Source organism: Mycobacterium sp. NGS54 (genome assembly GCF_059812465.1).
In genome coordinates this window covers 93,073-107,126 of record NZ_JCALCS010000011.1, presented here as the reverse complement: position 1 = coordinate 107,126, position 14,054 = coordinate 93,073, and the positions used below count along the sequence as shown (strand labels likewise).

General features: G+C 66.4%; 11 protein-coding genes. 5 read left to right on the top strand and 6 right to left on the bottom strand.

Annotated elements, in window-relative coordinates:
- The first annotated feature begins 52 nt into the window (after nucleotides 1-52).
- From nadD to AC5Y5E_RS29380, 5 genes are read left to right on the top strand one after another with little or no spacing between them, the layout of a single operon-like run.
- Complete coding sequence (nadD, locus tag AC5Y5E_RS29400; protein WP_499907383.1) at nucleotides 53-712, top strand: nicotinate-nucleotide adenylyltransferase; 660 nt, start codon at nucleotides 53-55, stop codon at nucleotides 710-712.
- A complete protein-coding gene (rsfS, locus tag AC5Y5E_RS29395) occupies nucleotides 709-1,125 on the top strand; it encodes a ribosome silencing factor (RefSeq protein ID WP_499907381.1) in 417 nt (138 codons plus the stop codon). Before nadD ends, rsfS begins: the two co-directional genes overlap by 4 nt.
- On the top strand, nucleotides 1,122-1,802 hold the full coding sequence (gpgP, locus tag AC5Y5E_RS29390; RefSeq protein ID WP_499907379.1) for a glucosyl-3-phosphoglycerate phosphatase: 681 nt from the start codon (nucleotides 1,122-1,124) through the stop codon (nucleotides 1,800-1,802). Before rsfS ends, gpgP begins: the two co-directional genes overlap by 4 nt.
- Nucleotides 1,792-2,547, top strand: a complete 756-nt coding sequence (gene octT / locus AC5Y5E_RS29385) for a diglucosylglycerate octanoyltransferase (protein WP_499907377.1) — start codon at nucleotides 1,792-1,794, stop codon at nucleotides 2,545-2,547. Before gpgP ends, octT begins: the two co-directional genes overlap by 11 nt.
- A 4-nt stretch (nucleotides 2,548-2,551) precedes the next feature.
- On the top strand, nucleotides 2,552-3,388 hold the full coding sequence (locus AC5Y5E_RS29380) for a DegV family protein (protein WP_499907375.1): 837 nt from the start codon (nucleotides 2,552-2,554) through the stop codon (nucleotides 3,386-3,388).
- Here AC5Y5E_RS29380 and AC5Y5E_RS29375 read toward each other — a convergent pair.
- The 6 genes from AC5Y5E_RS29375 to AC5Y5E_RS29350 all read right to left on the bottom strand — a co-directional run bounded on the left by AC5Y5E_RS29375 (nucleotide 3,371) and on the right by AC5Y5E_RS29350 (nucleotide 14,053).
- On the bottom strand, nucleotides 3,371-6,307 hold the full coding sequence (locus AC5Y5E_RS29375; RefSeq protein WP_499907373.1) for an MMPL/RND family transporter: 2,937 nt from the start codon (nucleotides 6,305-6,307) through the stop codon (nucleotides 3,371-3,373). The two genes, AC5Y5E_RS29380 and AC5Y5E_RS29375, sit on opposite strands and share 18 nt — an antisense overlap.
- Nucleotides 6,304-6,741: an MmpS family transport accessory protein gene (locus AC5Y5E_RS29370; RefSeq protein ID WP_499907371.1), complete on the bottom strand. Its 438-nt coding sequence runs from the start codon at nucleotides 6,739-6,741 to the stop codon at nucleotides 6,304-6,306. Before AC5Y5E_RS29370 ends, AC5Y5E_RS29375 begins: the two co-directional genes overlap by 4 nt.
- Before the next feature lie 142 nt (nucleotides 6,742-6,883).
- Nucleotides 6,884-7,942 (bottom strand): NAD(P)H-dependent amine dehydrogenase family protein, encoded by a 1,059-nt coding sequence (locus AC5Y5E_RS29365; protein WP_499907369.1) that lies wholly within the window; start codon nucleotides 7,940-7,942, stop codon nucleotides 6,884-6,886.
- Nucleotides 7,943-8,039: 97 nt separating this feature from the next.
- Nucleotides 8,040-9,803, bottom strand: coding sequence for an AMP-binding protein (locus AC5Y5E_RS29360; RefSeq protein WP_499907367.1), 1,764 nt, complete (start codon nucleotides 9,801-9,803; stop codon nucleotides 8,040-8,042).
- A gap of 44 nt (nucleotides 9,804-9,847) precedes the next feature.
- Nucleotides 9,848-10,978, bottom strand: a complete 1,131-nt coding sequence (gene pe / locus AC5Y5E_RS29355; protein ID WP_499907365.1) for an acyltransferase PE — start codon at nucleotides 10,976-10,978, stop codon at nucleotides 9,848-9,850.
- Between the two features lie 36 nt (nucleotides 10,979-11,014).
- Nucleotides 11,015-14,053, bottom strand: a complete 3,039-nt coding sequence (locus tag AC5Y5E_RS29350; RefSeq protein WP_499907363.1) for an MMPL/RND family transporter — start codon at nucleotides 14,051-14,053, stop codon at nucleotides 11,015-11,017.
- Nucleotide 14,054: the final 1 nt, after the last annotated feature.

Here is a 14,054-nt window from a genome sequence, read left to right as displayed (position 1 = left end):
CCCCGACCTGCAAAATCAGCGCCGCGCCTGAGCTCAAGTAAGCTGGCAAACCGTGCAAAAGCAGCTTCGCCGGCTCGGGGTGATGGGCGGGACGTTCGATCCCATCCATTACGGCCACCTGGTCGCCGCCAGCGAGGTCGCCGACCTGTTCGACCTGGACCAGGTGGTCTTCGTGCCCAGCGGCCAGCCGTGGCAGAAGAGCCGGCACGTCTCCGCCGCCGAGGACCGGTATCTGATGACGGTGATCGCCACCGCGTCCAATCCGCGGTTTTCGGTGAGCCGGGTCGACATCGACCGCGCCGGTCCCACCTACACCCGGGACACGCTGGCCGACCTGCACGCGCTCAACCCCGAATCGCAGCTGTACTTCATCACGGGCGCAGACGCGCTCGAGTCGATCCTGTCGTGGCAGGGCTGGGAGGAGCTGTTCGGGTTGGCGCGCTTCATCGGCGTCAGCCGGCCCGGATACGAGCTGCGCCGCGAACACGTCACCGGCGTCCTGGGCGAGCTGACCGAGGACGCGCTGACCCTCGTCGAGGTTCCGGCGCTGGCGATCTCGTCGACCGACTGTCGCCGGCGCGCCGAGGAGGGCCGCCCGCTGTGGTATTTGATGCCCGACGGTGTCGTGCAATACGTTTCGAAGCGTCGGCTGTACCGCACGGCCGAAGGATCAACGCGCCCAACGTCATTCGCGGCGGGAAACAACACGTGACCGCCACCCGGGAAGCCATCGAGATGGCCACCGTCGCGGCGCGCGCGGCCGCCTCCAAACTGGCCGACGACGTGCTCGTCATCGACGTCTCGGGCCAACTGGTGATCACCGACTGCTTCGTCATCGCCTCGGCGTCCAACGAGCGGCAGGTCAACGCGATCGTCGACGAGGTCGAGGAGAAAATGCGTAAGGCGGGCTACCGCCCGGCGCGGCGCGAGGGTGCCCGGGAAGGGCGCTGGACGCTGCTCGACTACCGCGACATCGTCGTGCACATCCAACACCAGGACGACCGCAACTTCTATGCGCTGGACCGGCTGTGGGGCGACTGCCCGGTGATACCGGTGGACCTCGATGAGCGGGGCGAAGACCCGTCCGATTCCGACGACTCGGACGACGCGGCGAGCGCGCGATGAGGATCCGCCGTCTGGTGATGTTGCGGCATGGGCAGACCGACTTCAATCTCGGCAGCCGGATGCAGGGCCAGCTGGACACCGAGCTCAGCGAGCTGGGCCGCGCGCAGGCGGTCGCCGCGGCCGAGGTGCTGGGCAAGCTGCAGCCGCTGCTGATCGTCTCGTCGGACCTGCGGCGCGCGTACGACACCGCCATCAAGCTGGGGGAGCGCACGGGGCTGAAGGTCTGGGTCGACGAGCGGTTGCGCGAGACCCACCTGGGTGACTGGCAGGGTCTGACGCACGCCCAGATCGACGTCGAGGCGCCCGGCGCCCGCCTGGCGTGGCGCGAGGACGCGACGTGGGCGCCGCATGGCGGGGAAAGCAGGGTCGACGTGGCCGCCCGCAGCCTGCCGCTGGTCGCCGAACTGGTATCGGGGGAGTCGGAGTGGGGAGATGAGAACCAACCGGATCGGCCGGTGGTGCTGGTCGCCCACGGCGGCCTGATCGCCGCCCTGTCGGCCGCGCTGTTGCGGCTGCCGGTCGCCAACTGGCCGGTGCTGGGCGGCATGGGCAATGCCAGCTGGGTGCAGTTGTCCGGCCACTCCGACGATTGGGGCGCCGGCGCCGATTTCGATGCCGTCCGCTGGCGCCTCGATGTGTGGAACGCTTCCGCGCAGGTTGCCAACGATGTCCTCTGAGCCGTCCCGCACGCAGGGGTCCAGGCCCACCCTGTTGGTGTTCGCCGACTCCCTGTCCTATTACGGGCCCACCGGCGGCCTGCCCGCCGACGATCCCCGCATCTGGCCCAATATCGTTGCCACGCAACTGGGTTGGGATGTGGAGCTGATCGGGCGCATCGGCTGGACCTGTCGCGACGTCTGGTGGGCGGCGACGCAGGACCCGCGGGCCTGGGCGGCGCTGCCCCGGGCGGGCGCGGTGATCTTCGCGACCGGCGGAATGGATTCGCTGCCCTCGGTGCTGCCGACCGCGGTGCGCGAGCTGATCCGCTACGTGCGGCCGCCGTGGCTGCGCCGCTGGGTCCGCGACGGCTACGCGTGGCTGCAGCCCCGGCTCTCGCCGGTGGCCCGGTCGGCGCTGCCGCCGCACCTGAGCGCCGAATACCTCGAACAGACCCGCGGCGCAATCGATTTCAACCGCCCCGGCATTCCGATCGTGGCGTCACTGCCGTCGGTGCACATCGCCGAGACGTACGGCAAGGCCCACCATGGCCGCGCGGGGACGGTGTCCGCGATCACCGAATGGGCGGAGCAACACGACGTCCCCCTGGTCGATCTCAAAGCCGCTGTCGCGGAACAGGTCATGAGTGGGCGCGGTAACCCTGACGGCATCCATTGGAATTTCGAAGCCCACCAGGCGGTCGCGGAGCTGATGCTCAAGGCCCTGGCCGAAGCCGGCGTTGCCGGCGAGAAGCCCCGCGGGTAACGCGATGCCAGTCGTGGTCGTGACCGATGCGTCGTCGCGCCTGCCCGCCGATCTGCTCGAAAAGTGGTCCATCCGCGTGGTTCCATTGCACATCCTGCTCGACGGCCGCGACCTGCGCGACGGCGTGGACGACATTCCCGACGACATCTACCAGCAGCACGCGACCACCGCGGCGGCCACCCCGGCCGAACTGGCCAACGCCTATCAGCAGGCGCTGGCCGACAGCGGCGGTGACGGCGTGGTGGCGGTGCATCTTTCCTCGGCGCTGTCCGGAACCTGCGGCGCCGCCCAACGCACCGCGGCCGACCTGGACGCGAACGTGCGCGTCATCGACTCGCGTTCGGCCGCAATGGGAACGGGGTTCGTGGCGCTGGCCGCCGCGCGCGCCGCGGCCGACGGCGGCGACCTGTCCGTCGTCGCGGGCGCCGCGACTTCGGCGGTGTCGCGCGGCCACGCGTTCGTGGTGGTGCACCGCCTGGACAACCTGCGCCGCAGCGGGCGGATCGGCGGGGCCAAGGCGTGGCTGGGGACCGCGCTGGCGCTCAAGCCGCTGTTGCGCATCGATGACGGCAAACTCGTTCTCGCCCAACGGGTGCGGACGGTGACCCACGCGACCGCGGCGATGATCGACCGGGTCTGCGAGGTCGTCGGCGAGAGCCCCGCCGCCCTGGCCGTGCAGCATGTGGCCAACCCGGAGGGAGCGAACCAGGTGGCGGCGGCGCTGGCGCAGCGGCTACCGGCGTGCGAGCCGGCGATCGTCAGCCCGCTGGGGCCGGTGCTCGGGCTGCACGTCGGCCCGGGGGCCGTGGCGGTCTGCCTGGACTTAGCTCCTGGCGGCTGACGTCACCGGTGGCGTGACGGCGCGCGGACGGCCGTAGTCACCGCGCGGGTGAACGACGAGCGGCCACCAGAACCAGCGACCGAGCAGGGTGGCGATCGACGGCATCAGTAGTGTGCGCACGACCAGGGTGTCGAGCAGCAGGCCGATGCACACCGTCGACCCGAACTGCCCCAGCACCCGCAGTTCGCTGCCGAGCATGGACGCCATGGTGAAGGCGAACACCAGCCCCGCGGCGGTCACCACCCCACCGGTGCCGGCCATCGATCGGATGATCCCCGTCTTGAGTCCGTGATGGATTTCCTCTTTGAACCGCGACACCAGCAGCAGGTTGTAGTCAGATCCGACGGCCAGCAGGATGATGACCGACAGCGCCATCACGATCCAGTGGATTCTGATGCCGAACAGGTCCTGCCAAATCAGCACCGACAGCCCGAATGACGCGGCGATCGAACTGGCCGCCGTGCCGACGATCACCAGCGCGGCAACCACGCTCCGGGTGAGCAGCAGCATGATCGTGAAGATCAGCGTCAGGGCCGACACCACGGCGATCATCAGGTCGTATTTCTCGCCGTCGGCCATGTCCCGGAACGTCGCGGCGGTTCCACCGAGATACACCCGGGCATCCGACAGCGAGGACTGTTTCAACGCCTCCTGCGCGGCGGTACGTTCGGCGTCGACTCGTGCAATGCCCTCTGGACTCATCGGATCGCCCTGATGGGTGATGAAGAACCGGGCCGACTTGCCGTCGGGTGACAGGAACATGCGAAGGCCCGTCTGGAAATCGGGGTTGTCGAAGGCCTCCGGCGGCAGATAGAAGAAGTCGTCGTTCTTGGACTGATCAAAGCTCTGCCCCATCACGATGGCGGTGTTGCTCATCGCTTCCATCTGATCGATCATCGCCTTGAACGTCTGGTAGAGCGTCAGCGTGATGCCCCTGGTGTTCTTCAGGGTCGAGATCAGTACGGGGAACAGCGCATTCAGGTCGTGGGTGGCCTTGGCGGTGTGTGCGATATCGGCGGTGAGGTAGTGGAACTGCTCGGCGAGCTGGTCGAAGCCGTCGAAGGTGTCGAAGAGGGACCGTATGCCGATGCACAACGGGATGTCGTAGCAGTGCCGCTCCCAGTAGAAGTAGCTCCGTACCGGCCGGAAGGTGTCGTCGAAATCCGCGATGTGGTCGCGCAACTTGTCCGTGATCTGCGACGTCACCTCGGTGGTCTTTGCGCTGTCGTCGGCGGCGTTGGCCAGGTCCAGCGACACCTCGTACTGGCGTTGCGTGGTGTCGATCTGGGTCTGCAGATCGTCGGCCATCCTCAGGATGTCGGCGATGCGGTCCTTGAGGAAGCTCATGTTCTGCATCGTGGTCTGACTCTGGATGCTGTTCTGGAACGGAATCGAGCTGTGCTGGATCGGGATTCCCAGCGGCCGGGTGATGTCCTGGACCATGGCGATGCCCTGCGTGCGCATCTCGTTCTTTGCCACCCGGTCCAACACCAGCATGTCGGCCGGGTTTCGCATGTCATGGTCGGACTCGACCATCAACAGGTCGGGGTTCATCCGCGCCTCGGAGAAATGCCGGTTCGCGGCCTCTTGCCCCTGATTGGACGGGGCTGACAACGGCAGGTAATGGCGGTCGTTGTAGCTCGTGTGAAAACTCGGCAGGGCGATCATGCCGACCAGCACGACCGCGGCACTGACGGCCAAAATCGGTGCGGGCCAACGCACTACCGCGGTGCCAACCCGGCGCCATAGCCGGCCACGCTTGGCCTGCTTTTCGAAGAGGTGGAAGCGACTGCCGATGAAGACCGCCGCGGGGCCCAGGGTGAGCCCGGCCGCGACCACGACCAGCATGCCGATCGCCACGGGTGCGCCCATGGTGTTGAACCAGGGCAACCGCGAAAAACTCAGGCAATAGGTCGCCCCGGCGATCGTCAGGCCCGAGCCCAGGACGACGGGAGCAACACCCTTGAATGTGGTGTAGTACGCGCTTTCTCGATCCTCACCGGCGGCCAGCGCCTCTTGATACCGGCCGACCAGGAAGATGCCGTAGTCGGTCCCGGCGGCGATCGCCAGCATGGTGAGGATGTTGGCGGCGAAGGTCGTGAGCCCAAATGCGTCGTGATACGCCAGAACCGCGACGACCCCTCGCGCACACGCCAGGGCCACGAAGGTCATGAACAGCTGCACGAGCGTGGTGACGATGGACCGGTAGACCAGCAGCAACATGATCGCGATGGCGCCCAGCGTGAACAGCGTGATCTTGGCCAGGCTGGCGTTGCCGATGATGTGCATGTCGTCGGACAGCGCGGCGGGACCGGTGACGTAGGCCTTCACCCCGGGTGGCGCCTTGTTCTCGTCGATCACCTTGCGGACCGCGTCCACGGACCCGTTGGCCTGCGTGGTGCCTTGATTACCGGCAAGGTTTATCTGCACATAGGCGGCCTTGGCGTCGGCGCTCTGTGCCCCGGCCGCGGTCAGCCGGTCTCCCCAGAAGTCCTGGATGTGCTGGATGTGCTTGGAATCCTGCCGCAGCTGGCGAATGACGTTGTCGTAGTAGCGGTGCGCGTCGTCGCCCAGGGGTTGTTGGCCTTCCAGCACGATCATGACGGTGCTGTTGGAATCGAATTCGCGGAAGTTGTGCCCCATCCGCATCATGGCCTTCATGGACGGAGCGTCCAGTGGGGCCATCGGCGCCGAATGCGCTTCGCCGACGACTTCGAGTTTGGGAACGATCGTGTTCACGAGCACCGTCACGAACACCCAGGCCAGGATGATCGGTATCGCGAAGATACGGATCGCGTGGGGAAGATAAGGGCGGTGGCCGCGATCCGCCATGCTGGGCTTCTTGGCCGTGATCGGACCCGTGGCTTCGTCGTCTTCGGCGCTTCTGGCGCCGGAACCGGCCTTGTCGATGTCGGTCATGCCGACTTCACCAGGCAGAAGGTCTGGGCGTTATGGCCGTCGGAATTCTGGTTGTCGCGGACGACGCCGTCGACGGTGATCTTGCAGCTGATCCGGCTGCCGTCGCTTTGCGCCATGATGTTGGCGCTCACCGAGGGAAGCGTGGTGGAGATCGTGGTCGACCAGGGCAGCGGCGCGTTGTTGATCTGGTGAGTGTTGGCGTTCTCGTCCCAGTAGTTGATGTTCGCGGTGGACCCCGGCGGCCCGGAGATGTCGTACACGACGACCTTCGGATTGAATTGCACGATCTCGATCCCCCTGCCCGCATTCGCGTTGAGGTCCTGGGACCCGAAAATTTTGTGCAGCCGCGAGACCACCAAAGCCGAGACGGCGAGCACGACCACCAACACCACAGGGATCCACGCTCGCTTGAGCGCCCGGGCTAGGGCCTTCACTACCTTGACCGCCTTCCGCTCGCCCCCGCGGCGACCGCCGCCGACAACGCCGGTTGCCGATACATTGCTCAGCTAAGCATCGTAGACCTAGTGCACGGAACCGTTCCTCCGGGTTTGGGCTTTCGGGGCGGCCGACACGGGGTCAGCGCGCCACCCGGCCCGTGACCGGCGGCAGATCGGCAAGCGTCACTATCCCGGGCCTGGCAGCGACGACGGCCGGGACGGCATTGGTCACCGGCATCGCGGTGTAGATCATTCCCAGCCCCATGAATCCGGGCTCCGTCCAATCCTTCGGCGGCAGGCAGTGCAGGACGGTGCGCATGTTGGGCAGGCCGAACACCTGGATGACGTGGCCGTGCTCGAGCGGTTTTGGGGGGACGACGTGGCTGCCCATCGTCCAGTTGAATCCGACGCTGACGACGTTGCGGTCGCCTTCCCAGCCGCGGTGGTAGCCGTAGACGCTGCCGACCGTTCCCTCCGGGATCTTCATGAAGCCCAGGTCGGAGTCGGCGGTGGCCGCGGTGAACGTGACGTCGAACGTCATCTTGTCCAGTTTGGCGCCGATCGCGTCGGCCATCATCGCGGCCGATTCCGCGAAGACCTCGCTTTCCCGGCGCACGTTCTCCGCCAGTCCCGGGGTATCGGGGTCTTGCGAGAACCCCATCGCCGTTTGCGTTTCCGCCGACTCGTAGGTCGAGCAGTCCACCGACTCGGTGATGCGGATCTCGTCGACGCGCTCGCACGATGCGGACAGCACCATCCCGACCATGTTGGTCATCCCGGGGTGCGCTCCGCTGCCGAAGATCGTGGAACCGCCCCGTTCGCACGCGTCCTGGATGCGGTTGCGGTCCTCCGGCGTCTGCTTGCCGCCGGTGATCCAGGCGGCGCTGGTGCATACGTTGACGCCCGCCTCCAGCAGCCGCACCAGTTCGTCGACGCTGGGCCACAACGGGTTGTAGCAACACGCGTCGGGTCGAAGCGCCAGCAGCGCATCGATGTCATTGGTGGCCTTGATCCCGGTCGGCTCCGGCCACCCGGACAGCTCGGCGGCGTCCACGCCGACCTTTTCGGCTCCGTGCGCGTACACCCCGACCAGTTCCATGTCCGGCCGGCCGATGATGGCGTGCAGCGACCGCCGCCCGATGTTGCCGGTCGTCCACTGGATCACCCGGAACGGGCGGTCTGCGCTGGTCGTGGTCATCAGGGGGCTCCTTTGCCGGTGCGATTGGACTCATTATGTTCAACCAGGCCCACGCGCACGCGGGCCGGTCGTCCCAATCACCAGGCCGGCCAAGTCCTCAAGCAGGTTCTGTGCGCGCGTCCAACCGGGCGAACTGGTCCCGGCGGTACTGCTCGACACAGGCCGCGCGCCGGATCTTGCCGCTCGTCGTGGTCGGAATCGACCCCGGCGGCACCAGAACGAGGTCCCCGACATTCACGCCGTGCGCGTTGGATATTGCGGAGGTGACGTCGCGCTTGATACAGGTGAGCCAGCGCGTAATGTCCTGGGCATCCTCGTGGGAATGGCCTCGCTTCTTGAGCTCGACGACGGCGACGAGCTTCTCGGTGCTGCTCACCGGAACCGATATCGCCGCGACCCGCCCACCCGTGATCTCCTGGACGGTCGCCTCGATGTCCTCGGGGTAGTGATTGCGTCCACGGATGATCAGCAGATCCTTCATGCGGCCGACGATGAAGAGGTCACCCTCGAAGACGAAACCCAGATCGCCGGTCCTCAGCCACGGTCCGTCGGGTGTGCCCGGCGACGGGTCGGCGAGCACCGCGCCGAAGCAGCGCTGCTCCTCCGGCGGTTTGCCCCAGTAGCCGTCGGCGACATTCGGCCCGTGTATCCAGATCTCGCCGACCGAGCCCGGCGCGCACTCGCGGTTCGTGTCGGAGTCGACGATCCGCAGCGTGGGTGATTGCGGCACTTTGTATTTGACCAGCGCCGTGCCGGCCCCTTCCGCAGATCGCCGGGCGCGGCCCGCGGACAGCTCCTCGATGTCGAATGCAACCGCGTCCGATGATTCGCTCCAGGTGCCGGCCGTCACGAAGACGGTCGCCTCCGCCAAACCGTACGAGGGACGCATCATATGGTCCCGAAAATTGAAGTGGGCGAACCGATCAACGAAGCGGTGCAAGGTGGCCGACTCGACGCGTTCGGCACCGCTGATGATGCCCAATACCTCGCCGAGGTCGAGCCCGGCCAGGTCGGCGTCGGTCGTCTTGCGGGCGGCCAGGTCGAAGGCGAAGTTGGGCGCCGCCGACCACGTATGGGGATTTTCCGCCAGGGCTCGCACCCACCTGGCCGGCCGCTCCAGAAACGCAACGGGACTGGTCAGCTCGCCGCGATAGCCGCCGAGGATCGGCGCGCAGATTCCCAGCACCAAGCCCATGTCGTGGTAGAAGGGCAACCACGACACGATCGTGGCGTCGGCGGGGGCTTTGACGTTGGAATCCGCGAAGAAGCTGCGCATCAGCTGCTCGAAGTTCACCTGCAGATTGCGGTGCGAGACGATGACCCCGGTCGGCGCCCGGGTCGAACCCGAGCTGTACTGCAGATAAGCGATGCTGGGCGGATCGGCTGCCCGGACGCCTGTTCCGGGATCGACATCCAAGTTCATCGAATCGATTTCGACAATCTCGGGCACGGTGTCGAGGCGCGCCTGGTCGACGTACTCGGCGATGTCTTCGGCCACCGCGGAGGTCGTGAGGACAACTGACGGAGCCGCGTCGGCAAGGATCGGGCTGACGCGTTCGTGACTGGCGCCGCGGTGGGGCAACGGGAGCGGGACGGCGATCAGCCCGGCCTGCATGGATCCCAGGAATGCCGCAATGTAGTCAAGGCTTTGGGGGGCCAGGATGACCGCCCTGTCTCCGACCGACCCGTGCGGGCGGAGCGCGTGCGCCACATTCAACGTCCCGCGGGACAGCTGCGCCCACGTGAGGATCTCGGGAACTCCGGCCCAGTCGTCGGCGTAATCGGTAAAGGTGTACGCCACGTCGTGGGGCCGCAGGCTGGCGCGTCCGTGCAGCATCGACAGAATCGTTGATCGAGGCATCGGGGTTAGATCACGTCCGTACTAGTTGTTCGGCTCCGCTGGAGTCAGTGGTCGGTTTGCAGTGCGCTGTGCGACAACACGGACATGGCACCGGCGAGGATCTGGGAGAACGGGTCGGCGCCGCCGCCGAACGTCGCCTGGTTGGCCGGCGCGGTGACCTCCGCCGGATCGAAACCGTGCACCGGGTCCACCTGAACCGGAGCGGTCGACGGGTCGTCGTTTCGCGAATAGCCGGCGTTCACCCGGGGCAGCAGGATCGCGTCGAGCTTGTTGAGCGTGTCCTCCGGAATCCCGATGTATTTCAGCGGCATGACCAGCGGAAGGTGTTTCTCCGGCACCATGATGGTCGTGTCTTTCGCGCCCCGGGAGTTGATCGTGGTTCGGATGTTCTGCGGGGGCACCATGCTCCGGTTCGTGAAGGCCACCGCGGTGTGACCGGTCGCGAGGCCCATGAGCGTGTTGGCGAAGGCGAACAGGTTGTCGGGCCGGTCGGGGAAGTCCGCGATCGAGTCGTACGCGGCCACGAACCTGTCGGTGTCGTACTGGCTCTCGTAGGTCGGTGGCATGGTGTAGTCGAGCGCGGGAACGGTGCTGCCGACCGGGAACACGGCGGTCAGGAAACTCTGACCGAAGGCGTGATGCCCGATCGGGTCGCCGAATGTGGCGAAGTTCAGCGTGTCGGGCGGGGGAGCGGTCGGGTCAGTCGCCAGCCGCGCCTGCGCGCCGTCGACCACGAACCCGCCCTCGGACAGGCCGATCGCCGTACCAGGGCGACCGCTTTTGATCGCGGCAACAAGGTTGTCCACTCCCGCGTCGACCGACTCGCCGACGCTGGGGCCGTCCAGACCCAGACCCGGGATGATCTCGTCGCCGGCCTTGCCGATTCCGGGGAAGAGCCGCCCCAGCACGTGGCCCTGAACCTGTCCCGCCGGGTAGTTTACGATTTCGCGCTGCTGGCCGGGGAACCATTGCGCACCCTCCTGACGGATGTACTCGTCGTAGGGGATGCCGAGAACGTGAGCGCCGCCGAGAGCGTACGCCGTCTGGTCGCCCGGGGCCCCCGGTGTCGGCGGTCCGCCGATGGGCGTCTCGTCGGCCGATGCCGCCCCGACGCCGAAATACACTGTGGCGCCGACAGTTACCAGCGCGGTAGCCCTTGCGAGTGTTTTATTCATCCTTACCCCCGACCCGCTCTGCTCTAGTCTCACACATCACGCCGGCCCGTCAACGGATTGCGGTTCCGCGCGTCCGACCGTCGATGTCGGCCGCCGTACCTGCACTTCTGATGGCCACCAGTTCGCCCGCCCGAACAGCGCCGCGATGGCCGGAACCGTGATGGTGCGCACCAGGAAGGTGTCCAGCAAAATTCCCACACCGATCACGAAACCGCCCTGAACCACGGTACCGATGCTGGAGAACAGCAGGCCGGCCATCGAGGCCGCGAAGATCAGACCCGCCGCCGTGATCACGCCGCCCGTCGAACCGAGCGTGCGAATTATGCCGTAACGCACACTGTTCGGGGACTCGTCACGCATTCGCGAGACGAGCAGCATGTTGTAGTCGGCGCCTACCGAGACCAGCACCACGAATGCCAGCGGGGGCACGCTCCAGTGCAATTGCTGGCCCAGCACGAACTGGAAGAACACGACTCCGATCCCGACCGCCGACAAATACGAAACGACCACGGATGCAACCAGATAGAGCGGCGCGACAATCGCACGTAGCAGCGCGATCAGGGTCAGGAGCACGACCAGGAGGGTCACCGCGATGATGAAGCGGATGTCGTGCTGGTAGTAGTCGCGCGTGTCCTTCAGGCCGACGGTGTATCCCGCCATCGAAACCTTGGCGTCCGCCAGGGCGGTGTTCGGTTGGGCTCCCCGGGCGGTCGCACTGATTGTGTTGACCTGATCCATGGCTTCGGTGCTGAACGGATTGAGCTTGGTCTGAACCAGATACCGCACCGAGTGGCCGTCCGGCGAGATGAAAACCTTTGCAGCCTCCTGGAACTCTTTGAGATGTAGCAGCTGGGCCGGGATATTGAACCCGGCCATCGCCGGTTGTGCCGCGTCGTGTTTCAGGGACAGCAAGAATGCCGCTGACTCACTGAGCCCGGCGCCCAGCTTCTTGACCTGCTCGACGAGTTGCGCCACCGCGTCGGCCACTTGCCTGCTCCCACCGGCGAACCGGTCCGCGCCGTTTTGCAGGGTGTTCAAATTCGACTGCAGGCCGCCGGGCTGATCCACCCCCATCGAGTGCAGCACGTTGGTGAGCTTCGTGACCGCATTGCGCAGCCGGTCTGTCGACGCCTTCAGGGTCTGTTTGTCCGGATACGCCTGCAGCTGGTGGGACAGGTCGTTGATCGCGTCGAGGTCTGCCTGGTCGCGCGAGCCGACCAACTGCTCAAACGTGCCTCGGGTCGCGCTGCACGACGGGTCGGCGTCGCAGATGGGGTTGCCCTGCAGCGCCGCCAGCACCGGGCCAATCCAGGCAAACATGTTCTTGGCGGCTGAGAAATTCCAGCCCATGGCGTTGGTGAGCGAGTTGACGTGGTCGACGAGTTGGGCCGCGATGTCGACCTGTCTGACCAGCGCGTCGCCGCTGTACTGGTTCTTTGTCGCGGCAAAGGCGTTTTCCAGTTCCCGGACGCCGGCGGCCAGCTGGCTGACCTGGCCGCGGACTTCGCTGAGGCTGTCGGCCAGCGTGCCGGCCCCCTCGACCAGCCGGTTGAGGTCGTTGGTGCGTTCGTTGATCAGGGTGGACCCGCCCGCCAGAAAGCTGCCGATCGCGCCCGCCTGATAGGTGGCGCGGAATTGTTCCGGCACGTTTCCGGTGGGACGGGTGATGCCGCTGACCGCGGCGATATTCGGCAGTTGGCTGACGCGGTCCGCCATCTGTTCCAGGTCCGCGAGGGCCTGCGGCGTCCGAAGATCATGCGGTGATTGGACGAGGACGTACTCCGGAATGGATTGATTGACCGGGAAATGGCGATCCAGCGCGGCATACCCGATGGAGCTCGGGGCCGAAGGCCCCAGGGCTTTGCGGTCGTCGTAGTTATAGCGCACCAAGCCGGCGCAGCTGGCCAGGATGATCAGCACCAACACACTGGCAACCAGGTGGGCCCTCGGCCGGCGCACGATGCGGATGCCCGAGCGCCGCCAGAACCGGGCGGTCAGTTCGCGCCGCGGCTTGACCCAGCCGCGTGGCCCGGCGAGCACCAGAATCGCGGGCAGCAACGTCATCGCCGCGAGGAATGCGACGCCGATCCCGATCGCCGACGACACTCCGACCGTTTCGAACACTCCCATCCGCGCGAAGCTGATCAGGAGAAAGGTGAGTCCGACGGTGGTGGCGGACGCGGTGATCACCTTGCCGATCGAGATCATCGCCCGCCTGACCGCCTGATCGAAATCCGCACCCGTCCGCAGATAGTCGTGATAGCGGCTGGTGAGAAAGACCGCGTAATCCGTTCCGGCGCCGGCCATGATCGCGCTCAGAAACACGATCGACTGGTTCGACACGCCCGAGCCGGTCAGCTGCGAGTAGCCCGCCACCAGCGCCTGGGCTATCACCAGCGACAAGCCGATCGTGATCAACGGCAGCAGCATGGTGACCGCGCTGCGGTACACCACCAGCAGGACGATCAGCACCAGAACGGAGATCGCCAACTCGATCGGAAGCCGATCCCGGTTGCCCGCGACCGTGAGGTCGGCGACGGTCGCCGCGGGGCCGGTGAGGTTCGCGGTGAGATGCGTCCCGGGGGGAGCCTGTGCCAACGAATGTTTGACGATGTCGCTGATCCGGTTGAACGCGGCGTAGGACTGCGGAGTGCCCAACTCGCCCGCGACGCCGACCGGCAGCACCCAGGCCTTATGGTCCTGGCTGGTCACGACCGAACGCAGGGGCGGCGTGCTGATGAAATCCTGCAGCATCACGACGTCTCGCGGGTCCGCGCGCAGGGCGTCCACCACTTTGCGGTATCCGGCCTCGTCGTCGGGGCCGAGCGCCTTGGCCCCATTGTCGCTGGTTAGCACCACCAGCAGCAGGTCTTCCGAGCCCGATTCGTGAAACGCCTCCGTCATCTTCCGCGCGGTGACGCTCGACGGTGCATCGCTGGGCAGGATCGCGAGCGGATGCTTCTGGGCCATCTCGCCAAGGGACGGGAGGGACAGTGGCAGGGCGACCGCAATCGCGACCCAGAGCCCTATCACCGCCCAGGGCCACCGCACCACGAAATCGGCTAGCCGTCGCATA

Bases quoted from the DNA above. Each gene is read 5' to 3' on its own strand.
- AC5Y5E_RS29360 (WP_499907367.1), bottom strand. From the start codon at position 9,803: ATGCCTCGATCAACGATTCTGTCGATGCTGCACGGACGCGCCAGCCTG.
- AC5Y5E_RS29375 (WP_499907373.1), bottom strand. From the start codon at position 6,307: ATGACCGACATCGACAAGGCCGGTTCCGGCGCCAGAAGCGCCGAAGAC.
- gpgP (WP_499907379.1), top strand. From the start codon at position 1,122: ATGAGGATCCGCCGTCTGGTGATGTTGCGGCATGGGCAGACCGACTTC.
- octT (WP_499907377.1), top strand. From the start codon at position 1,792: ATGTCCTCTGAGCCGTCCCGCACGCAGGGGTCCAGGCCCACCCTGTTG.
- AC5Y5E_RS29380 (WP_499907375.1), top strand. From the start codon at position 2,552: ATGCCAGTCGTGGTCGTGACCGATGCGTCGTCGCGCCTGCCCGCCGAT.
- pe (WP_499907365.1), bottom strand. From the start codon at position 10,978: ATGAATAAAACACTCGCAAGGGCTACCGCGCTGGTAACTGTCGGCGCC.
- AC5Y5E_RS29365 (WP_499907369.1), bottom strand. From the start codon at position 7,942: ATGACCACGACCAGCGCAGACCGCCCGTTCCGGGTGATCCAGTGGACG.
- AC5Y5E_RS29350 (WP_499907363.1), bottom strand. From the start codon at position 14,053: ATGCGACGGCTAGCCGATTTCGTGGTGCGGTGGCCCTGGGCGGTGATA.